General features: G+C 66.5%; 15 protein-coding genes and 1 pseudogene. 10 read left to right on the forward strand and 6 right to left on the reverse strand.

The genetic code is table 11. The features are described from left to right. Positions 1 to 97 precede the first annotated feature (97 nt). From HNR23_RS24475 to HNR23_RS24495, 5 genes are all read left to right on the forward strand, one after another. Positions 98 to 4,369, forward strand: a complete 4,272-nt coding sequence (locus HNR23_RS24475; protein ID WP_184079136.1) for a TIGR02680 family protein — start codon at positions 98 to 100, stop codon at positions 4,367 to 4,369. 224 nt (positions 4,370 to 4,593) lie between these two features. Beyond that, positions 4,594 to 5,856: a TIGR02679 family protein gene (locus HNR23_RS24480; protein ID WP_343070702.1), complete on the forward strand. Its 1,263-nt coding sequence runs from the start codon at positions 4,594 to 4,596 to the stop codon at positions 5,854 to 5,856. A gap of 442 nt (positions 5,857 to 6,298) precedes the next feature. Further along, positions 6,299 to 7,207, forward strand: coding sequence for a hypothetical protein (locus HNR23_RS24485; protein WP_184079140.1), 909 nt, complete (start codon positions 6,299 to 6,301; stop codon positions 7,205 to 7,207). Positions 7,208 to 7,241: 34 nt separating this feature from the next. Beyond that, the gene (locus HNR23_RS24490) at positions 7,242 to 9,137 is read left to right on the forward strand and encodes a PWI domain-containing protein (protein ID WP_184079143.1); all 1,896 of its coding nucleotides are present in this window, start codon (positions 7,242 to 7,244) and stop codon (positions 9,135 to 9,137) included. 169 nt (positions 9,138 to 9,306) lie between these two features. Beyond that, a complete protein-coding gene (locus HNR23_RS24495; RefSeq protein ID WP_184079145.1) occupies positions 9,307 to 9,924 on the forward strand; it encodes a hypothetical protein in 618 nt (205 codons plus the stop codon). 1,043 nt (positions 9,925 to 10,967) lie between these two features. Here the strand turns inward: HNR23_RS24495 and HNR23_RS24500 are convergent. After that, positions 10,968 to 13,658 carry a hypothetical protein gene (locus HNR23_RS24500; RefSeq protein ID WP_184079147.1) on the reverse strand — a complete coding sequence of 897 codons (2,691 nt, stop codon included), beginning with the start codon at positions 13,656 to 13,658 and terminating at the stop codon, positions 10,968 to 10,970. Positions 13,659 to 13,718: 60 nt separating this feature from the next. Further along, positions 13,719 to 14,060 (reverse strand): DUF6507 family protein, encoded by a 342-nt coding sequence (locus tag HNR23_RS24505; RefSeq protein WP_184079149.1) that lies wholly within the window; start codon positions 14,058 to 14,060, stop codon positions 13,719 to 13,721. Between the two features lie 460 nt (positions 14,061 to 14,520). Here HNR23_RS24505 and HNR23_RS24510 point away from each other — a divergent pair, with 460 nt between their 5' ends. The 3 genes and pseudogenes from HNR23_RS24510 to HNR23_RS27750 form a co-directional block, all read left to right on the forward strand. Beyond that, positions 14,521 to 15,477, forward strand: a complete 957-nt coding sequence (locus HNR23_RS24510) for a DUF2599 domain-containing protein (RefSeq protein ID WP_184079151.1) — start codon at positions 14,521 to 14,523, stop codon at positions 15,475 to 15,477. A 100-nt stretch (positions 15,478 to 15,577) separates the two neighbouring features. Beyond that, positions 15,578 to 15,751 carry a hypothetical protein gene (locus tag HNR23_RS24515; protein WP_184079154.1) on the forward strand — a complete coding sequence of 58 codons (174 nt, stop codon included), beginning with the start codon at positions 15,578 to 15,580 and terminating at the stop codon, positions 15,749 to 15,751. Positions 15,752 to 15,949: 198 nt separating this feature from the next. Next, positions 15,950 to 16,093: pseudogene (locus HNR23_RS27750) on the forward strand (DUF2399 domain-containing protein); the annotation flags it as partial. A gap of 72 nt (positions 16,094 to 16,165) precedes the next feature. Here the strand turns inward: HNR23_RS27750 and HNR23_RS24525 are convergent. The 4 genes from HNR23_RS24525 to HNR23_RS24540 all read right to left on the reverse strand — a co-directional run bounded on the left by HNR23_RS24525 (position 16,166) and on the right by HNR23_RS24540 (position 20,239). Next, on the reverse strand, positions 16,166 to 16,891 hold the full coding sequence (locus HNR23_RS24525) for a 5-formyltetrahydrofolate cyclo-ligase (protein WP_343070703.1): 726 nt from the start codon (positions 16,889 to 16,891) through the stop codon (positions 16,166 to 16,168). A 490-nt stretch (positions 16,892 to 17,381) separates the two neighbouring features. Further along, on the reverse strand, positions 17,382 to 18,764 hold the full coding sequence (locus tag HNR23_RS24530) for a hypothetical protein (protein WP_184079156.1): 1,383 nt from the start codon (positions 18,762 to 18,764) through the stop codon (positions 17,382 to 17,384). A gap of 659 nt (positions 18,765 to 19,423) precedes the next feature. Continuing rightward, positions 19,424 to 19,741, reverse strand: coding sequence for a hypothetical protein (locus HNR23_RS24535; protein WP_184079158.1), 318 nt, complete (start codon positions 19,739 to 19,741; stop codon positions 19,424 to 19,426). A gap of 156 nt (positions 19,742 to 19,897) precedes the next feature. Continuing rightward, positions 19,898 to 20,239: a hypothetical protein gene (locus HNR23_RS24540; protein ID WP_184079160.1), complete on the reverse strand. Its 342-nt coding sequence runs from the start codon at positions 20,237 to 20,239 to the stop codon at positions 19,898 to 19,900. 152 nt (positions 20,240 to 20,391) lie between these two features. Between HNR23_RS24540 and HNR23_RS24545 the strand changes: the two genes are divergently transcribed. Together HNR23_RS24545 and HNR23_RS24550 are read left to right on the forward strand one after the other, a co-directional pair. After that, positions 20,392 to 21,303 (forward strand): helix-turn-helix domain-containing protein, encoded by a 912-nt coding sequence (locus HNR23_RS24545; protein ID WP_343070704.1) that lies wholly within the window; start codon positions 20,392 to 20,394, stop codon positions 21,301 to 21,303. Continuing rightward, positions 21,303 to 21,515 (forward strand): DUF397 domain-containing protein, encoded by a 213-nt coding sequence (locus tag HNR23_RS24550; RefSeq protein ID WP_184079163.1) that lies wholly within the window; start codon positions 21,303 to 21,305, stop codon positions 21,513 to 21,515. The genes HNR23_RS24545 and HNR23_RS24550 overlap by 1 nt, the downstream gene beginning before the upstream one ends. Positions 21,516 to 21,564: the final 49 nt, after the last annotated feature.

The following is a 21,564-nucleotide window of genomic DNA, read 5'->3' on the forward strand; positions in this document are numbered from 1 at the left end:
GGCCGATTTTTACCCCAATATCTCCGAGATCATCGGAAGGGTGGGCGGACGTGGAACCACCAGCGCAACGACGGCGGCACGACAGGGAGCAGCGGCGATGACGGAGACTCGGACCGACTCGGCGCAGACGGGACCGGCGCCGACACCGCACGCCCTCGCCCCCGCGCCCGGCCTCCCGCACCCGGCCCTGGACCGCTGGCAGCCGCTGCGGATCGGCCTGGTCGACATGTTCTACTACGAGACCGAGGAGTTCTGGTTCCGCGACGGCCGCCTGCTGCTGCGCGGCAACAACGGCACCGGAAAGTCCAAGGTCCTCGCCCTCTCACTGCCGTTCCTCCTCGACGGCGACCTCGCGGCGCGCCGGGTCGAGCCCGACGGCGACCCCAAGAAGCGCATGGAGTGGAACCTGCTGCTCGGCGGCGAGCACCCGCACCCCGAGCGCCTCGGCTACACCTGGATCGAGTTCGGCCGCCTCACGGACAACGGCACCCCGGAGTTCCGCACGCTCGGCTGCGGACTCAAGGCGGTGAACGGCCGCGGCATCGCCCGCAACTGGTTCTTCGTCACCCGCCAGCGCGTCGGCGGGCCGGGCGAGACCGGGCTCCGGCTCGTCAACGACGCCCGCACCGCGCTGACCCGGGACCGCCTCGCCGACGCCCTCGGCGAGCACGGCAGGCTGTACGACGCCGCCCGCGACTACCGCAGGGCCGTCGACGAGGAGCTCTTCGGCCTCGGAGAGGACCGCTACAAAGCCCTGGTCGACCTGCTGATCCAGCTCCGCCAGCCGCAGCTGTCCAAGCGCCCCGACGAGGCGGCGCTGTCCCGCGCCCTGACCGAGGCGCTGCCGCCCATGGACCAGGCCGTCGTGGCCGACGCCGCCGACGCGTTCCGCAGCCTCGACGAGGAACGCGACGAACTCAGAGCCATGCAAGACGCAAAGGATGCCGCCGCGCGGTTTCTGCGGCACTACCGGGCTTATGCCCGCGTGGCGGCGCGCCGCAGGGCGCGGGCGCCCCGCGAACGGAATTCCGAGTACGAGCGGCTGCGTGAGGAGCTGCGCGGTGCCGAGTCGCGGCGCGAGCAGGCGCAGCAGTTGGTGGCCGAGGCGGAGACCGAGCTCACGGAGCAGCGCGAGCGCAGCCTCCGCCTCGGCGCGGAGAAGGAGGCCCTGCGCGCGGGGCCGGAGGCGCGCAGCGCCCGCGAACTGGAGCAGGCCGCCGAGACGGCGCGCCGCACCGCGGGGCACCGGGACTCGGCCGCCAAGGACGCCGAGCGTGCCACGGGCGAGCTCGCCCGCGTCGAGCGGGGTCTGCGGGCGGCGGAGGCACGCAGCGCCACCGCCGCCACCGCCCTGGACACGGTGCTGGGTACGACCCGGGAGCGGGCGCGGTCCGCCGGGATCGACGAGCACCGCGTCGAGGTCGAGGGCCCCGTTCACGCTCTCGTCGCCGCCGACGCCCCCGACGGCGCCCCCGCTGCACCGGGTGGCGGATCGGACCAGGTCCGGCGCGCCGCCGAGGCCCTCGCCGACCGCCGCGAGCGCGCCCTGTGCCACGTCGAAGAACTCCTCGCCGCACTCGACGGGGCCGAGCGGAGCCGGCTGTCCGCGGAGGAACGGCTGACCGAGGCCGAGGAGCAGCTGACCGACCGCGAAGAGCAGAGAACCCACGCCGAACAGGCCCTGGAACAGGCCTCCACCGGGCTGGTCGCGGCCGTGCGCGACCACCTGGCCGTGTGCTCGGAGCTGCGCCCGGCCGACCCCGAGGGCCTGCTCGACCGGCTCCAGGACTGGACCGGTCGGCTCGACGGGCCGAACCCGGCGCGCGCCGCCGCCGAGGAGGCGGTCCGCCAGGCGCACGGCGTCCTGGCCGACTCCGCCGCACAGCTCCGCGTCGAGCGTGGCCGCCTCGTCCGGTCCCGTGACGAGCTGCGCGCCGAACACGACCGGTTGCGCGAGGGCGGACAGTCCGCCCCGCCCGCGCCCTACACCCGCGACACGGCCGCGCGCGACGGGCGCCCGGGGGCGCCGCTGTGGAAGCTGGTCGACTTCCGTGACGGTGTCCCCGAAGCCGAGCGCGGCGGGCTGGAAGCCGCGCTGGAGGCATCGGGGCTGCTCGACGCCTGGGTGGCGCCGGACGGCACCGTCGAGCACGCCGACACCCACGACGCCCTCGTGGTGCCGGGGGATCCCGTCGGCGGGACCTCGCTGCGCACCGCCCTGCGGCCCGCCATCGACCCGGGCGACCCCCAGGCGTCGGCCGTCGCCCAGGAGGCCGTCGAGCGTGTCCTGGCCGCCATCGGACTGGGGGAGGCCGACGGCAGTCCGGGAGCCCCCGCCGCCACCTGGGTGACGCCGACCGGCGCCTTCCGCATCGGCGCGCTGCGCGGCCAGTGGACCAAGGAGCACGCCGAATACCTCGGCGAAGGTGCCCGCGAAGCCGCCCGCCGGGCGCGGATCACCCAGATCGAGGCCGAGCTCGCCGACCTCGGCGCGCAGATCGCCGAGCTCGACTCCGACCTGCACCGGATCGCCCGGCGCACCGACGCCCTCGACCGCGAGTTCGCGGAGTTCCCGCGCGACGACGAGCTGAGCGCGGCGCACGCCCGCCTCGCCGAGGCCCAGCGGCAGTTCGAGGGGATGCGGCAACGCCGCGAAGAACTGGCCGGCACCGCGGCCCGCCGCGCCCAGGAGGCGCGCCAGGCCCAGGGCCGACTCCACCAGGAAGCCGAGGACCTGCGGCTCCCGACCGACGCCGACGTGCTGGGTCGGCTGCGCGGGGCGCTGGTCGACTACCGGATCTCCCTGGCCGACCTGTGGCCGGCGGTGCGCGAGCGCCGCGACGCCGAGGCCGACGAACGGGAGCGGCGCGCAGACGCCGAGCGCCACCGCGACCATGCCCAGGACCTCGCCGAACGCGCCGAGACCGCGCGCGAAGAGGCGGCCGGTGCGGCCGAGCACTTCGAGACGCTGCGCGCCACCGTCGGCGCCGCCGTGGCCGAACTCCAGCGCCGACTGGAGGAGAACGACGTCGCGCAGAAGGACTGCCGGGAACGCCAGGACACGGCGCGCAAGCGGCACACCGCCGCCATCGAGGACCGGGGGCGCGCCGAGGGCCGCATCGAACAGCTCCAGGACGACATCCGGACCGCGGAGGCGTCGCGCGCCGACGCCATCGCGGCGCTGCGGCGCTTCGCCGCGACCGGGCTGCTCGGTGTCGCCCTCCCCGACCTGGAGGCGCCGTCGGTGGACACGGAGTGGGCGGCGCGGCCGGCCGTGGAACTCGCCCGCGCGATCGACGCGGGCCTCGCCGAGACGGACGACGCCGACAACGCGTGGGAGCGGGTGCAGAAGCGGCTTTCCGAGGAGCTGAACACGCTGCGGGACACCCTTTCGGCCCGCGGCCACCAGGCCACCGCGCAGTCGATGGAGGACGGCATGGTCGTCCGGGTGGTCTTCCAGGGGCGCGAGCGCGAGGTGCCGGGGCTCGTGGACGACCTGGCCCGGGAGGTCGAGGAGCGCGAGCGCATCCTGTCGGCGCGGGAACGCGAGATCCTGGAGAACCACCTCATCACCGAGGTCGCCGGGACCCTGCAGGAACTCATCCTGGCGGCCGAGCGGCAGGTCGCGGACATGAACACGGAACTGGAGCACCGGCCCACCAGCACCGGGATGCGGCTGCGGCTCGTGTGGCGCCCCTCGAAGAAGAACGCCCCGCCGGGGCTGGAGGCGGCCACCGCCCGGCTGCGCCAGGACCGGGAGGCGTGGGCGCCCGACGAGCGGGAGGCCATGGGGGCGTTCCTCCAGGCCCAAATCGAGCGGGTGCGCTCCGGCGACCAGAGCGGCGGCACCTGGCTGGAGCACCTGACCGAGGCGCTCGACTACCGGTCGTGGCACGAGTTCGGCGTCGAGCGGCACCGCAACGGGGAGTGGAAGAGCGCGACCGGCCCGGCGTCCGGCGGCGAGCGGGTGCTGTCGATGTCGGTCCCGCTGTTCGCCGCGGCGTCCTCCCACTACGCCAGCGCGGGCAACCCGCACGCGCCCCGGCTGATCACCCTCGACGAGGCGTTCGCGGGCGTGGACGACGACGCCCGGGCCAAGTGCCTGGGGCTGCTGGCCAAGTTCGACCTGGACGTGGTCATGACCAGTGAGCGCGAGTGGGGGTGCTACCCGGAGGTGCCGGGGCTGTCCATCGCCCAGCTGTCCCGGGTGGACGGCGTCCCGGCCGTCCTCGTCACACGCTGGGAGTGGGACGGCCACCGGCGGACCCGGGCCGAGGAGCCGGCGCCGACCCTCGACGCAGCAGCGGCCGAAGTCACGGCAACGCCCGTGCCCGGTGGCGACGACGAGCAGGCGGCACTGTGGCCATGAACCGACCACCGTCTCCCGACGGCTCCCCGGCTACCTCTGCCGCCGGGGACCTGTCGGCGCCCGCCGACACCGCCGCGGACCCGATCCCCGCCACCGGCGCTGGGGAATCGGCCGCGGACCCGACTCGTGCCGACGGCGTTGGGGAAACGGTTGCGGACTCACTCCTCGCCACCGGCGCCACTGGGGAGTCGAACGCGAGCCCCGCCCCCGCCGTCCACACCGCTGTGGATACAGCCTCGGCCGTCGACCGCCCCCGGCTCGATCGCCTCCTCGGCCATCCCGACCTGCGTTGGCTGGTCGACCGCGTACGTCTCCGTCTGGAGCGGGGGGAAGAGCCCACAGGGGTCATCGCCCTCTCCACCGCCACCCCCGACCAGCGCGCCGCTGCCCAGCGCCTGCTCGGGCGGCCGCAGAAACCGGGGCGCTCGCTGCGCGTCTCCCTCGACGCGGTGGACGAGGTGCTCCGGCGGTCCGGGATCAGCCCGAACGGCCTGGCAGCGGCGATCGAAGCCCTCACCGGCCCGATCCAGGTCCGCGCCGATGCCGAGGAGGCCGAAGCGCGGGCATGGGAAGAGGCATTCACCCCGCTGGCCAAGGCCTGCGCACCGCGCCCCGAACTGACCTCCTGGTACCAGGAACTACGCTCCTCGGGCCTGGTCCGCCGCCTGCTCGGCGATGCGGCGTCGGCGGCCCCACAGCTGGCCGTCCTGGCCGGGGTCGTCAGCTCCCTACCGGCCGACGGGATCGGCCTGGGCACCTTCGCGGCCCGAACCTGCGGCGACGCCCACGCCCTCGACGACGGCCGCCCGCTGAGCACACTCGCTCTCGGTGCCGCCCGCGCCCTCACAGGCACACCGGCGGGCAGCGGCGCGGAGTGGCGCCGCGAGGCATGGGCGGCCGTCGGCCTACTCAAGGACGACCTGTCAACCACAGTCCTGACCATCGGCCTTCCGGGCGACACGTCCACGGCAACGGGCCGGGCCTTGGCCGCACTGCACGAGACCGGCCAGCCGTCGGTCCTCACCCTCCGCCAACTGGCCAATGACCCACCACACCCGCTCCCCGCCGGGACACCCGTCCACATCTGCGAAAACCCGGCCGTGGTCGCCGCGGCAGCCGATCACCTCGGCTCGAATTGCCCGCCCTTGGTCTGCACCCAGGGCCAGCCCAGTGCCGCAGCCGTCACCCTGCTCCGCCTCCTCGCGGACAACGGCGCCGACCTCCGCTACCACGGCGACTTCGACTGGGGCGGCATCCGCATCGCCAACACCCTCCTCCGCCGTGTCCCTTGGTACCCGTGGCGCTTCTCAGCCGCCGACTACCAAGCAGCGGCAACCACCAACCATGGCACCCCCCTGACCGGCACTCCCACCCCCGCCGACTGGGACCCCACCCTCGCCCCCAGCCTCCACAAGACCGGCCTCCGCATCGAAGAAGAAAGCGTCCTCGACCGACTTCTCGACGACCTGAGCGGCATCCGCATCTGAGGCGCCATTGACGCTTCATGCCATCCGTGTGTCCTCGGCCTGGCGCCGGGTGAACAGCCCCATCCCTCCTTGCCCCTATCGACAACGAGGACAAGAGCTGGCGCGTGTGACATGACTGCGTTATATAGCGCTAGCGCGACGAACTGCAGCTCCTGACTGATCCATCCCTGGGAAGTGTTTGTCAGCGCTGTACAAGGCGGTGCTCAAGGAAGGCGGCGGTATGTGAGTCTCCGTCACACACGGAAGGATTCGCCTCATGGGCCACGCGAGCTCCACGGAGGATACGGGGTTCGGTGTACAGGGGACAGGTCATTTTCCCACCGGAATCGTTCAGAATTCAATCATAAGTTAGAAGGTCAGCGGTTGCCGACGCCTCCGATTCTGTCGGAGGTTTCGCTTAGCCTTAGTGGACGTGCATCTCAACTGCAAGGCGGGGAGCCAGATGGCAGAACAGCTCACCTCTCCGATCGCGACGGGCGGGGCAGGAGTCGTCTTCGAGTACCGTGTGGCGGCAGTGATGTTTAGCCGACTCTTGCGCGGCGCCCACATCCCACTCGGCCCCCAGCTACCGCTTACGCATGTGGCCCTCCAACAGCGTAACGACGGCTACCCCTTCGACGACATTGTGGCCTACGCCGAGCCCACTGAGGAATCCCCGCGTATCCAGATCCAGGTTAAGCGGAACATCCAGGTGAGGGGGCAGAACGCCGAGTTCGTCAAAGTGATGACGGCTGCTGCTGACGTGTGCCGGACACACACGTCGGAGATCGCCAACGGTTCTCTTCTTATGGGGCTGGCAGCTTCAGCACCCGCTAACGAGCTAGCGGCCCTCGCCGAACTAACGGAGATGGCGCGGGCACACGCCGACGCCGAAGGTCTGGGCAGCCTGCTCCGCGAGGGAGTCACCAATAAAAGCCTGCGGACGCGGTACGAGCATGTCGCAACGGCTGTGGTCATGGCAGCGAACACCACCGACGATGTAGAGACCGCGCTGCTGACGCATCAGATCCTGACGGGGCTGCACGTCTGGCGTGTCCTTGCAGGACCGGATGACCAGGAGTGGAGATCGGAACTTGACGGACTGTCGCCTCTGATAGCAGGAAGTGGAGGGACCGCCGCGGACATAATGGAGCACCTCTGCGGCCTTGCCCACGAATTCGGGCCACGCAGCGGGCTCATCAACGCTGAGCAGCTCCGTAGGGAACTCCGTAGCCGATTTGGCGTGCGCTTTTCCGATCCCGGGGCAGCCTCCACGCGGCAGGCGGCCCGAACTAACGTCGTCAACAACGGCGCCGGCACCGTGATCGTTGGTGAGCACCAGGTGTTTCACGGCCTCAGTATCGGAACCTGATCGCCCCTCTACCTCGCGGAAGGTTGATACCTAGATGACCACCCTGGACGTGGACAACCACGGCCCCGGCACCGTCTTCGCAGCCGAAAGCCAAGTCTTCTACAACGGCGACGAGTTCATCGAGATCCGGCCGGTTTCTGCGGATGAATTCCAAGCGTGTGAAGAAACAAGATTCGTTCCGCCAACTGGCGAGTGGGATGAAACCGCCCGTAAGCTCAGCGAAAACCGCCTCCTGGTCCTGCTGGGTGATCTCGGCAGCGGACGCCGCACAGCGGCGTTGCAACGGTTGCGTGGCCTCTGCGAAACGAGCAGGATCTACGAGCTTGAGCCGGTCTGGTCACGTCCTCGGGATCAACTCCTGCCTCCTGTGACGCGAGGAAACGGCTACCTGCTCGACATGAGCGAACCGACCCCGCATCAGCCTCGCAGCGAATTCTGCAAGCAGCTCCTCCACTGGGTGCAGAAGCAGGAAATCTATCTGATCGTCACCACGACGCCGGAGGTATGGGGGGACGACCGTTGGGCAGCCGGTGCAGAGGGAACTGTGGCACGCCTCGGATCCCCCGACGCCCGATTGCTCGTCGAACGAGAGCTTCGAGCGATCGGCATGGCCAGCCGTGTGGCAATCCTATCGGACTCTGCTTTCGAACCAATATGGAAATCGAAGCCGAAAGCAGAAGGCGCCTGCCGCCTGGCAAAGATCATCACCAAGAAGGCACCAGACACCGACCTGCCCACCGACATCGCCAACGAGTATCTCGACTGGCGTGAATGGATCGACAAGCAACTCCCCGACAACCTTGACGCCCGGGCACTCCTGTGGTCATGCGCCTTCTGCGACGGTGGGAAGCGCAAGTCCGTCCTACGGATGGCGGAGAATCTGCGCCGCAAGTTGGGTCAGAAGCGCACCGCCGCGGACATCCTGAGCGATCGTCCTGCCTCTAAGCGACTGGAAGATGCAAAGATCGAACGCTCTGAAGACGTCGTCAGGCTGGCCCCCAAGCAACACGGACTTCCGGCAGCGGTGCGTCGGCACCTATGGGACGAGTATGAGGACCAGGTGGAGGTCCTCAAAGACTGGATCGTGACTCAGGTCGCCAGTCTTCCCTTCGATGACGCTGAGCGAGTCGTCGACGCTGTGCTCAGCCTGGTGATTGAGTACCGGGACGATGACCTGCTCAAGAAGCTGCGCGACGCGTTGACCGGAGCGCGCCGTCCGCTTGCAGTGCACGCATTGTCCAGGGCTGCCCTTGACCCACGCTTTGGCGCGCACGTACGAGGCCGCCTCTACACCTGGTTAGCGCACTCTCCCTCCCAAGAGCTGGTCGATCTTGTGGCAGAAGTGTGCGGAGGGGCGTTCGGTGAGCAGAAGCCGACCATGGCTCTGGTGCGACTCCGCAGGGCAGCGCTGAAGTCCCAACCCGGAAGCCTCGCCCTGGCGAACGCGTTTACCAACCTGGCAACCCACTATCCCTCACAGGTCCTCGGCGCGATCAAGGACTGGTTTGCTGACTCGTCATCCAGGAAGGCAGCGATCAATGCCTTCCTAGCACTGGCATCTAGGGAGCAAGGCGCGAGGATCATCTTCGGTGTCAGCGCAGGGGGCGTCGCCGAGCCCGACTTCAGAGATTCCCTGGTTTCCTACTTCCAAGCCGCACTCGCCGATTCGGCGGCCAAACAGGCTGCGAACTCGGTGATGGAGGAATGGAAGGTGCTCGCCGAGGAAGGAAAATTGGATAAGCGAACCACGGTTGAGGCATTCGGTATGGCGCTCGCTCCCTGGATAAAGGACAACGTCATGCAGCGTTTCCTTCCAGACTCCACGCAATTGGATATGAATAGCTTCTGGGGGCGCGTGCTGGCTGTGGGAATTCAGCAAACAATGTCGAGTGTGTCGCCAGAAACAAATGCGGATGTTTTGGAAGGCTGAGGGGTGGGGGCTGAGGCGAGGGCGTAGGGCGGACGTTTCCGTCGCCCTCCCAACTAGTATTCCTGGCATTTCGTTCGAAAGTCGGTGTAGAATTTGGTTTCGCTGTAAGCCGGGTGTGCCCAAGAGAGATGTATCTGTTTCGGTTGCGCGCGCAGCCTCGCTGTCTGAGGTGTACGAGATCGCGCAGGGCATCACCGAGAAGTTGTCTCCTTCAGATGCCTTCAAGGCCGAGCAAAAGATCTCTCTCTTGTTCGCATATTGGCAGACGCCAGAACAAGAGAAGGGCATCGAGTTTAAAGGAAAGCTGCAGATCTCTTTGCCTCCAGAAGACGCGGACAGAGCCAAACAGTTCGACGCGGCCCGCCGTGCAGCTCGACTGGACGAAGCTGTGACTCAGGACCGCCTCGCCTTTCTTCGTAAGACAGTGCTTGGGGATCCCTATTCCGCTCAGCTCTGGTGGCTCCACCGTAATTTGGAGGGGGCTGAATCGGAAACATCCTGGAAGGCCTTTGACGCATTTGTGCGTCCTCTGATTACGCATACCGCGGCGGAGGAGGATGCAGAAATCCGGCTTGCTAAAATCATCGCTACCCTAGTGGAACGTATCCACGAAAACCCCGACCGATTGAACACCCTGGCACACATCGCGACTGCGACGCTTACCTCCATGGGGTGGTCTGACCTGGCTGACGACATGGCTCGCCTATCGCCAGATTCCCGATCGCCATCTCACGATAACAGTAGTTTCCAGTCGTCAGCGCAAGAGTCATCGGCGGAAATAGATTAGCGAAATACATTCGCGGCGCGTCTTAAGAGCTACGGTGAAGTCTGTCATGCAGTCAGCTTTCTAAATTGGTGGTACATGGTTTTTCTCCGGATTTTTGTTGAATGCATCTTCAGGAGACGCCAGAACCTACTGGCGCAGGTTCGGTCGAGCCTTCAGCTGATCTGGCTCACTTGGGAGGACCTCCGGCGCCCGGACTATATCCTCGATTGCGTCCGTTCGGCCCAAATCCACCGATAATCATGGGAAGTAATTCGACGAAACGGTCATGGTCCGATGTAATCCCATGATCATCGCTGGGAACTTGTGGCAAATCGGACGCCAAGGCGAAAGGGGCCGTCGGAAAGCCCCGGATCAGTGTATCCGGGAGGCCCCAGGAAATGCCTTTCCTGCAAGCCACCCGCCCGGCCGCGAGATAATAGACGACAAGCAGACCCGGATGCTTATTCAGAAGTCCCGTTCGCGAAGCTCGACCAGTTCATATCTTCTGCTTAAGAGTGTTATGATGCGACACAGGCCGGGCGGTGAATAAGCCTCATGTCATTGTGAATCCAAGGCGTCTAGCTCCTCGGTGGTGAGAGGGGCGCGAGGTTCGGTCGACAGATACCTTTGCATTCCGTGTCTCGGCATAGCGACCATATCCACCTCGATGCATCCAGTTCCGTCTAATCCAAATCCACCGCCGCGTTCGTACATCTGGATCAGTGGCTCGAACATATTTGGGATCCCTGGAAGGGGAGTCCTTGCGCGCCGAAGTGCCGCGAAATGTAGCGCCCAAGTGCAAGTATCGATCACCAAGGGAAGCTGGTGCTGTTCCTCCAGGTGATCCCGTACGCGTTTAACTTGTTCGTCGTCTGCCCGGACCTCGGGGTTTATAAGGATGGCGGCGTCAAAGAAGGGCCATCTATTAGAATCGAGATGCTGCGCCCATAGAGCGGAGCGACGTAGATACTCGCGCATCAGCGCCACTCGGGATCGTGTTCTCTCGAAATCACTCTGCCAGTTCGCAGACAACAGTCGATTTGCGAGATGAGTGACTTCATTCGTCAAAATGTCCACCTGCTTAGAATGTGTTCCGCGAATGCGTCGAGGTTCGACAGGTCGGCAGCCAGGTCAAACGGTGGGCGGCCGTACCCGTATTTACCCCACAATATGAATGGATTGTCATGCTTATGTTCTAGTGGGGCAATGTCATGGGCGCCGTGTCGATCCTTGCTAGGCCAGTAAGTTCCATCCTCCCAAGCGCTGGGATCCCTGTGCCTGTATGGGATGCCAGTCTCCATTAGTCTACTCTCGACTGCTTCGTGCATCACAAGATGGCGGAACCTGGTGGACTCGGATGCGTCCAGCGTTCCCTTCTCGGCTTTGAGCCAGAGGTCGGCGATGTGCTGCATGGGGGCGAATCTGCCGTCCCGCAATGTTCCATCGGGAGGGCCAGCCACTCCATCGTGCTCCCTGAAGAATATATGATTCTTCATGCGATCCAGGACGTTCTTATCGATTCCAGTGTTTCGGGAAATCGACTGGACGTCCCTGCTGCTGTCGCGAATGGCTTCGTATGACCTGGCGGCCCATTCGCTTTCAGGGGTATCGACGAACTTATTCCCGTGCTCATCATAGTAGTTGCCGTTGCTGTCCCTGTGTCCTTTGTCTACAAAATTTCCCTCCTGGTCGTAGTATCCGCGTCCTGAACCCTCCTTCGTGCTATGTGCGTCTAGGGCATCGCTAGGGCTGTGGTGCCCCCCGCTGTGCAGACTGGAGTCTTGATTCTGACTTTCGTTCCTGGTGCCATGTTCAGATCTGGTGGTGTCGCTGGCATCGTTTTCACGGGCGAATGAGGCCGACCTTTGACCGTCACTACCGTGGCTTTGGCCGTTTCCATTCTCGGTGCGCTGCGCATCGGATTCACTAAGCCAGCGGCCTCGGCCTCGATCGCCAAGTGAGGAATCGAAGTGGCCGGGGCCTCCCGACCCAGTGCCGCTGTGTCCAGATCCCCCGGTGTCGCTTGCCTTCCACCGGTTTCCCTCCCACGAAGTATTCCCAGGGGAATCACCCGATCCACCCCTGGACTGGGGGCCACCGCTGTCGCCCGCAGACATCGAGGGTGAGCGGTCACCGTTGCGGGCCGTTGCCCCGGCGCCGACGGGTTGGGGTTGGCGGTCGCGGATGTGCTCGTCGAGGGCGCGGTCGATGTCGCCGTTGTGTCGTTGGATGCGCTCTTCGAGGAGGTCGAGCTCGCGCTGGATCTGGCTGGTGGTCGGGTCGCCGGACGCGTGGCCCGCGTGCTGGGGAGTGCGGGGAGCGGCCGATGTTCCGTGGGACGCCGGACTGCCGGAGCCGGTGTGGGCCGGAGAGCGGTGGGCGCCGCTGCCTGCGGTGGCTCCGGCGTTCGATCCGGGCTGGCTGCGTCCTTGCCCCGCATGCGTGTCGGGAGCAGATCCGGTGGCCGGGGCACGGCCTCCGTCGAAGGAGTTGTGGCCAGGGTTGGGTGCGGAGGGCTGGTGGTGGCTCATCCCCAGCGCGTCTTTGAGGAGATTCTTGAACGCGCCCTGGGCTGCGGGGCCCCACAGGTTCGGGGCCGTGATGATCTCGCCCATCGTGGGCAGGGCGCCCGCCCCCGCCGGGGCGCGGCCAACTTGGCCCGCTGCGCCGAGGGCGCCGGGGCGCCCGTTCCTGGCGGCCCCGGCGGCCTCCTCGGCGGCGCGTCCGGCACGGGCCGCGGCTGCGGCGCCCTTGGCGCCTTGGGCCGCGGACTTGACCGCGCCCACGCCACCGAAGGCCATCAGGCCAAGGTTGACCGCGCCTTGGACCACCGTGTAACCGGGGCGTTCGTCCCACTCCGATACCGGCACGATGGAGTTGCCGAGCTCTTTCCAGGCCTCCCAGGTCTCACCCCGGGAGGTGACCTCTACGTTCGCGCCCCCGGCGGGGTCGTCCTCGATGCGGACGCCGACCAGGCCCGCGACGCCCTTGGCCACCTCATAGCGGAAGTACCCGTAGTTGTCGAACATCTCCCAGGGGTTGGAGGCCCACCCATTGCGGCCGTAGAGCCCGGTCGCCCCGCCCGCGAACTCGCCGACCCCCACAGCGATGTCGACCCCGCCGTCCCATGCATCGACGTACCAGGGGTGATCCACCTTCTGCGGCGAGCCCCACGCGGTTGGGGTGTCCTCCCCTAGCACCCACCAGGCGGCGCCATAGGCGACCTCGCCTGGTTTGCACTGCGTGCCGCCCTGCGGGACGAAGGTGGTGCCGCCGAACACGCCGGTGATCTTGTTGGCGCACTCCCGCTCGGCGTTCTGGTAGGCCACGGTCCGCGAGCCGACCTGGTCGATGAGGTCGTTGTGCTTGGTGACGTTGTCGGGCTCGGAGCGCCAGTCCTCCTGGGAGGCGACGTCATGGACGAAGATCCGGGCCTCTGACTGCAGGCTGAGGAGCTTCTTCTTGATCTTTCCGGCTTTTTCGGCGAAGTCCTGCAGCGCCTCGCCGACCTTGCCCATGGCGTCGGAGAACTCGTCGCCGGTGGTCGCGACGGGGTTGATCGCGGAGACGAGCTCGTCGGACTCGGGTGCGGAGTACACCCCGGCCAGGGCCTGCCAGGAGGACTTGATGTCCTGGCCGGCCTGGGCGACGTCCTTGCCGTCCTGGATGAGCTTTGCGGCGGTGGACTCCAGCTCTTCGGGGGCGAGGTCGGGGATGAAGATGGCCTCGGGGTTGATCAGCGGCTCGTCGCTCAACGCTGTTCCGTTCTCACTGGTGTCCGCTGGCCGGGAAGCAGGGGGGAAGGCGGGGGCGGCCTACAGGTCGGGGTCGGTGACGGTTCCGGCGTTCTTCTGCGCCTCGGCGGCCATCTCCAGGTTGCCGTTGGTGTAGGCGCGGGTGGCGGTGGCGCATCCGTCGATGGCGCTGGCGGTCTTGGCCGTCATGTTCTGCAGCGGGCCTTGGAAGTGGTCGGCGAATTCTGCCAGGGCGGTGTTGACCGGGAAGCTTTTGGCGCACTGGGAGGCGTAGGTCATGTGCTCGCCGGTGCTGGTCAGGGTGCCCGCGAGCCCGCCGGTGCCGTCCTCGCCGCCCGCGTGGTCGAACACCTGTTTCAGTACCGCGTTGACGCCGTCGGGGTTGATGTCCCATGTGCTCATGAGCTTCGGTCTCCCTTCTCCGCGCTGGGATACGCCGTGTCATGGGATGAACTCGGCGAGCTTATCGGGGCAGAGCGACACATGGCAGACGGTGAGGGTGTGATGACCGCAACCGGACAGGAATGGGTTCGTTCAACCGCGAACGCGCGGGGGGTAGGGGGCGGAGTAGGTCCGTCACCCCTCGCACACCCTGAGTTGCGGTGTTGCCGTCACCTCCAACTCCCGTCGCTTGGCGGGGGCAGGGCTCCACTCGGCGAGGGTGGGATCATCCCTGCGGGTGATGAATGGCCACCTGGGAATTCGAAAGGATGATCGAGTCGCGTTGCGCGGGTGCGCCGTGCCTCGACCTGAGTCCCGGAGAACCGCTGCCCCCGATTCTTCAGCACGCGACCGAATTTCTTCACGGTGAAGCCCCTTAGCAAAGAACTGCGTGCCAGTCTCTCGAATCCCCCATTTCCGCATGTCCACTGTTGCCACGGCGAGCCTCGTCGCTCTGGGTCTCGCCACCGGGCCGGCAGCGGTCGCCAACGCCACGGTGGACCCCCGCCCGAACGACCTCCGGACCGCGCTGACCAGCGCCGAACCTGAGACCGTGGAGAACCTGTCCGACGCCCCGGTCACCCAGACCGGGGAGTACGCCATCGCCGTGCTGGAGGACGACGTCTCTGCCACCGTCCCCGTCAAGGCGCGGGACGGCATCACGATCAGCCGGGAAGGCGGATCGGCCATCCGGCTCTCCCTCCCCTTCTCGGAAGAGGCCGATGACGCTGTCGCCGTCATGGACGGCGTCGTCTCCTACGACAACAAGAACGGATCCACCACCGTCCCCGCGGTCAAGGAGGACGGGTCGGTCGCGGTCAACACGGTCATCGATGGGGCCCACGCCCCGCTGCGCTACGACTACGAGCTGGATGTCCCGGAGGGCAGCAGCCTGGAACTGACATCCGACGGCAGCGTCGTCGTCCTGGACGCGCAGGGCGAATTCGTGGGTGGGGTCGCTCCGCCATGGGCCAAGGACGCGCAGGGAACCCCGGTGCCGACACACTACGAGCTCGACGGCACTGAGCTGGTCCAGGTCGTCGAGCACAGGTCCGAGGACGTGGTCTACCCGGTCGTGGCCGACCCGTACCTGGGCATCAAGCTGATCTCCAAGGTGCAGACGGTCAACGAGAAGAAGGGCAAGCGCTACAAGGTGACGCCGACCCTCTATGGTCGGACGATGCCGGTGCTCGCCCACCGACCGGCGTTCCAGGAGGTCCAGGACATCGCGAAGATCAAGTTCCGGCAGAACCTCTACGACCAGTTCCGCTGCCACCCGCTCTCGGGGATCGCCATCGTGAAGGGCACCTGGAACCTGGAGAGCTGGCGGCCCAACGTCGGACTGGCGAAGACCATGGCCAAGAAGTGCAACCCGTAGGCGGCGATCATCTATGAGCAGTCCGGAGATGGCGATGAACGACAAACCATCGGGAAGCGCTCCCAAAGCGCTACTGAGTTCCGCCCTGGGGCTTGTTGGCGTGGCACTGTTCGCGGCGGCCTTGGTCTACGCCTACTCGGCGGGCGTCGCGGCGGATGAGAGCGACGGCGACAACACCATCACCGCCCTGGAGGTCGTCGGCTTCGTCGGCGGAATCGGTGTCGGGCTGGCCCTCATCTGCACCTCCATCGTCTTCTTGCTGCGCATGCGCTAGAAGCCGTAGCTGAACGGCCGGAAGTCCCGGCCCGGGACCACCCGGACTCGACGGTCGATCACAGACCCAAGTCCGGCGTCCCGGGCCGACCTTGGTCCCGCGAAGGGCCGTCCCCACCCCTGATCAGCCCACCACGGTCAGGCCAGTGACCATGGAGACAACTCCTCCACCGACCACAGCCCCACTGAAAAGGGAGCCGACCTCCGCTATCACAGCGACTTCGCCTGGGGTGGCATCCGCCTCGCTAACGTTCTCCGCCGCCGCGTCCCCTGGCGTACGTGGCGCCTATCCCCAGCCGACCACCAAGCAGCCGTCCCCGCGAACCACGCCACGGACCCTGCGGGATCTCCTGCTCCCGGGTGTCACCCGAGGCCAGGAAACTCCCCTCGTCGCTCGCTGAATGCGGCCGGAGCCTCAGCGCTCTTGCACTCGCGCCGCCAACACCGGAATCGCGGCGATCTTCTCCTGCCCCAGGTGTTCCCAGACCAAGCCGTCCGGGCGCCGGGGTGGGGAGCACTCGATCACCGCATCCGGGGTGACGATCAAGTCGACACTGAAGTCGTGTTCGGTCTCAGGAAGCTCATCCTCGACGATCTGCGAGGAATGCACGGTCGTGACGATGGTGGTCTTCGGCCCGATCAAGCCTGCCTCTTGCAACAGGGCAACCTCGATATCGGAGTACCCTGCGCCCTTTCCGAGCCGTACGCCGTTCCGGTTGACGGCCACGCTGCCGCAGACGATGAGGTCGACCGGCTTCATCTCCTCGACGCCGATCTTGCGTGCCACGGTCGCGGCCACCTTGCTCGACGCGGCCTTGTTCGGCGGGACGGTCAGCCTTGCCGGATCGAGGAGGTAGAAGGGCTTCACCTCGGCCAGTTTGGGAACAGCCATGTACACGAGCTTGCCCTCGGTGAGTGCTCTTGCCCGCGCGGGGAGTTGCGCCTTGTCCGGCACCGCCTTGATCACCCGGGCGTCTCTCCACGCAGGCAGCTCGGCCAGCCGATCGGCAGCAGCCTCGGCACCGTAGAAGGCCGGGATCCGGCCGTGTACACCAGGCGGCGCAGCTCGCTCCCGTTCCAGCAACGCCCACACACGGTCACGGATGGCGTGCTTGGCCTGGTCTTTGTCCACGCTGGTCACTGCTGCTCCTTCCTGCGGTCCCAGTACCCCGTCGCAGACAGCCCTCCCCGCTCACGCGTGTCCAACTTTTCAGACCAGCGCGACTAGGCGGAGTCGATGGCCTGCCGAATGTAGTGGAGGACGCGCGGTGAGATCGGCGCGGGCAGGTGGTCGAGGTCGAAGAAGCGGAGAGCCTGGCCCTCTCCTACCACCAGGTCGTGTTCCGGGCGTCGTAGAGTGCCCGGAACACCGCAGGCGGCACTTGCTTGGTGGGGTGGCGGTCCACGTTCACCTCGCTGGCCGCTTCGAGGACGATTCCGGTTGCCTCCTGCACCTCCCGGCGCGCCGCCTGATCCCAGGACTCGCCCGCTTGCCGGCGCGCGCCCGACAGCTCAGCGAGAAGCTCCAGGCCGCCCGCTCGAACAACCGATTCCTCGACAAGCGCATCGCGGGCCTGGAAGCACAGCTCCGCGCTAGTTGACGCGGCTCGGTTGCCATCCCCTGAGTCGTGTCAGTCCTCGTCGTTTGGGCCTTCGCCGTCCATTGCGAGCAGCGTAGTTCGCAGCGCGTCCGTCGCATCAATGGTCTTGACGGGGATGGTCAACTCGCCTTCGTAGACGCGGTGGTGCCCCCGGGCGGTGATCCGCCAGTGCCCGGGGATCTCGGGAAGGTCGGCATCACGGACCACCAGCACGACCTCGTCGTCGTCGCTGTTGTGCGTCGTCTGGGGACGCAGCGCCGGCAGCTCCAGCCGCAGGGTGGTGGAGCCACCGTTTTCGAACGAGATTCCCCGGCGGAATAAGGATGGGCTGGGCACATAGGAAGTGTTGTGGAGAGCCCGATGGAGCCCGGGCAGCAGTTCCGCAGGTTTCGGTCCCCACTCGGTGGGCGGCGATGGGAGCTGCCCCGCAGGGTCGAGATCGTGGGGGACGACCGCCTCGATGGCCTCGACCGGCCCCTCAAGATGGATCTCAACCAGCACATTCTCAGTGAAGGTGCTACTCAGGTTGCAGGTCCGTACGCGTGTGCCGCAGCCCGCGTAGCCTGCTATGTGATCCAGCAAGGCAGGCCAGGCCTGCCCTACCTTGTCTTCCCAGCCCTCGATTTGCTCGACGTACTCCTCATACGAGCGCCATTCCGGCTGCTGCAGGCCGGTCATGAAGTTGTTCATCATTTGGGAAGTCACTGGGGCTTGGATCCCGGCTCGGCCCTCGGGCCGCGCTTTCGCCTGGTGACGACGGTAGGCCTGCAAGAGGCGGTCCTTGTGACGCCTTAGGAAGTCGTGCAGGACCTCGTCGGCGGCTACGACCCGGTAAGCCGATCCCAGCACACTGACCGCGAACTCCGCCGAGCCGGCCGCGGTCTGCCGGACTCGCGCCAGCATGGCTTGGACCTCGTTGCCCTTAGCGGCACGGGTCTCACCGTCGGCGCGGAGGTAGATGATGCCGTTGGCCAACCCGGGGCCGTCCTTCAAACACGGCCACACCATGCCCTCGGGCGGGGCAATGATGACGGCAATGACATCCCGTTCGCCGGAGACCGGGATTCGGACGTAGTCCCAGCTCGGGCCGGGGGTGCCAGTGAACTTCTCCACCGCGCGTTCCAGCTCATGGGCTTCGAACCCGGGGATCCCCGTGACGTCGCCCTGCGCTGCACCGAGGATCATCACCGCCCGGCCGTTGAAGTAGGGTGCGGCGCGGTCCGGGTCGCGGTTGGCCGCACCCAGCACGAACTTTGCAACCTTGGCGCGCCCGTTGGTCTCGTTGAGGTCCACGTCGGACTTCATCTCTAGGAAGTGGCGCTCGACTCGGTCGTCGGTACGGCTCAACGCGTCGATCAACGTCCGCCATTCGCGCTGTCCACTCGGCAGAGCCGAGAAGGTCTGCTCGCTCACCCAGATCCCTTCCCCGGTCGCGATCATCATCAGACAGACTACGGCCGCTCCCCCGACAGTGCCCGGTGCATGCAGGACTGTTGTCCGCACCTCGGCCCGCGTCACTAGGACAGTCTGTTCGGCCGCTGACGCGACTGCTGGTCGCACGCGATGTGACTTACAGCGGCGTTAACAGCCGTACTTGCCCGCCAGCCCGAAGGCACCGAGCCATCATTCGTCCGTACCCCCGTGATCTCTCGGATTCGGAGGTCCAACCAACGCGACAAGCGAGACTGTCTGCCCCCACCGAATGTGCGAAACGGCTCGATTCCGCAGCCGCACCCGACATCACAGCGGAGGACCGACTCGCCCCCGGCGCCCGCGTCACCTGGGCCGACACCCGCCTGCCCATCGGCTGATGAACGAGCAGCACCTCGTACGACCACAGCGGAGCTGAACCCGAGAGCCCTGGAGACCGACCTCGCAGTCGCGCCTCCAGGGCTCTCCTCGCCCCCTCCGGTCCAATCCGACCGGCGACGTCAGCGGGCGCGGCGGGTCGGGATACCCGGAAGGGGGAGGATGCCCGGCCCCCTCCGCCGGGCACCCTTTTCGAGCCGTGCCGCGAGAGGCCCCTCTCCTCCCGCGACACGGCAGTCTTCCTGGGGTGTGGCTGTCGAGCGCTACGACGGCTCCTCAGCCTTCGCGTTGGCGCACGGGCCCCAGCAGTGGCCAGCGGTGTCGATGTGCACGCCCGAGTGGCCGCAGGGTCGGATGCAGGTGAACTGCTGTCGGGCCGTACGCCCCGGGTTCTGGCCGAGCACGTGCGCGGGCATGTGCTGCGCGCAGGCGTCGCCGAGCCATTCGGTGGCGCGGGCGAGTATCGCGAGCGAGGTGTCGCGTGCGCCGGAGAGCCAGTAGGCGCGGTCCTGGGTGGCCTCGACGATGCGGTCGGCGAGCTGCCGCAGGCAGCGGGCTTCGTCAGGGGTGAGGTCGAGCATCGAGCTCACCCCCTGGGGCGCGGTGCGCTCGCGAGGTGGACGGTTCGGGGTCGCCGCTGGGGGAGCGGTTACAGTTCATGACGTGACCTCGTTTCTGGAGTTTCGGGGTTGCCTTCGCTCTGCCGGGTGCTGCAACACCCGGCAGAGCCCTCGGCGCTATGCCGCCGCTGCGGCCATCTGCTGGGAGCCGCGCGGCTGTGGGCGCCGGGCGAAGAGTTCTCTTACCTCCCCCTTCGTGTTGCCGATGAGTGAACGTGCGGCCATCTCGGGGTTGTCCGCCGGGATCGGGTCGCTGTCGCCGGCGATGAACCACCACCTGTCCTGGAGCCGCATGGCCACGACCGCCACGCGCCTGCCATCGGAACGGAGTGCGTAGAGCACGGGGTAGTCGGTGCCACCGAGCGCCATGAGCGCGGGATGCCCCAAGCGGTTGATCGCAGCCTGGAGCTGGGAGAGCAGCGAGTGGCGTGTGTAGTCGGTCGATGTCGATTCGGACATGGATGCCTCCTGAAGTCCGCCTCTAGGAACAAGGCAGACCAGTTGGTGCAGAGGGTGTTGGAGTTCCCGACACCTTCTAAGCTAGGTGCCATGCAGGCAACTTACAAGGCCTGCAAAAAAGAAGGCGTGTAATATGCATAGATGTCTATTTTGTGAGCGGTGAGAAGATGTCTCCAGCCAGCAGCACTGAAGACGAAGGCAAGGCAGAGGAGGAGACGGCCGTGGCCCAGGGCTCTCCGGTGCGTCGGCACTATCTAGTCAGCCAGCTCAAGCGGCTTCGCACCCAAGCGAAGCTCTCCCAGGAGCAGGTTGCCAAGGAGATGGGCTGGGACATCAGCAAGATGTACCGGATCGAGAACGGGAGATTCGTCAGGCTCAGCACTGAGGCTGTTGCCGCGCTCTGCCGCCTGTATGGCGCCGGTGAAGACCTGCGAGAGGAACTCGTTGGGATCGCCAAGGCCGCCCGTCGGCAGAAGCCTTGGTGGTTCCAGTACGAAGATGTCGCGGGGAACGCCTTCTACGGCCTCGAAAACGAAGCTTCCAAGATCCACGAGTACGCTGTCGGACTCCTGCCTGGCCTGCTCCAGCACCCTGACTACATCGCTGCGATGATGTCGCGTGGCCTGGTCGATGATCCCCAAGAGCGACAGCGTCGGACGGATGCCCGGATCGAACGACGCGTGAATGTCTTAGATCGGGACAATCCACCCGTAATGTGGACTGTCATCGACGAGTCGGCCCTCCGATGCGCCGTCGGCGGACCAGGAGTGATGAAGGTGCAGCTGAACCACCTCACCGAAATGAGTGAACGTCCCAACCTGGATATTCAGGTCCTGCCGTTGGCTCGGGGCATGTCTATGCCCTACGGGATCACCCTCCTCCATCTCGGCGAAGCCGATCGAGTCGGATTCATCGATGTTCCCCCTAACGGGCATTTCTTTGAGGGGGCCGACGAGCTTGCCCACCAGGAGCGGACCTTCGAGTACTTCCAGGCTTCCGCTTTGTCGGTGGGAGAATCCCGCGACTTCATCCATCGCCTAGCGACTGAGCTGGAAAAACACTGATGTCGAAAAGAGATCTCACGATGGCCTCCTCCCCGATGCCCCGTGAGTGGCACACATCCACCTACACCCAGGAGAGAGGCGCCTGCGTCGAGGTCGCCGAGGGGCTGTTCACGGGCGTACGGGACAGCAAGAACCGCGATCTTGGCGCACTGTTCTTCGCTGCCCCGGAGTGGCAGGCTTTTGTCACCGTAGTGAAGTGCGACGAGCTTTGATCTGATGCGGCACACGTGGGGACCGTCTTGGGAGCTCGGTTCCCCGAGG

Origin of the sequence: Nocardiopsis mwathae (assembly GCF_014201195.1) — a bacterium.
In the GTDB taxonomy this organism is placed as follows: Bacteria; Actinomycetota; Actinomycetes; order Streptosporangiales; family Streptosporangiaceae; genus Nocardiopsis_C; species Nocardiopsis_C mwathae.

Excerpts from the sequence above, each read along its gene's own strand:
- HNR23_RS24540 (WP_184079160.1), bottom strand. The coding sequence starts at position 20,239 with ATGTCCGAATCGACATCGACCGACTACACACGCCACTCGCTGCTCTCC.
- HNR23_RS24535 (WP_184079158.1), bottom strand. The coding sequence starts at position 19,741 with ATGCTCGACCTCACCCCTGACGAAGCCCGCTGCCTGCGGCAGCTCGCC.
- HNR23_RS24510 (WP_184079151.1), top strand. The coding sequence starts at position 14,521 with ATGTCCACTGTTGCCACGGCGAGCCTCGTCGCTCTGGGTCTCGCCACC.
- HNR23_RS24550 (WP_184079163.1), top strand. The coding sequence starts at position 21,303 with ATGTCGAAAAGAGATCTCACGATGGCCTCCTCCCCGATGCCCCGTGAG.
- HNR23_RS24490 (WP_184079143.1), top strand. The coding sequence starts at position 7,242 with ATGACCACCCTGGACGTGGACAACCACGGCCCCGGCACCGTCTTCGCA.
- HNR23_RS24485 (WP_184079140.1), top strand. The coding sequence starts at position 6,299 with ATGGCAGAACAGCTCACCTCTCCGATCGCGACGGGCGGGGCAGGAGTC.
- HNR23_RS24505 (WP_184079149.1), bottom strand. The coding sequence starts at position 14,060 with ATGAGCACATGGGACATCAACCCCGACGGCGTCAACGCGGTACTGAAA.
- HNR23_RS24475 (WP_184079136.1), top strand. The coding sequence starts at position 98 with ATGACGGAGACTCGGACCGACTCGGCGCAGACGGGACCGGCGCCGACA.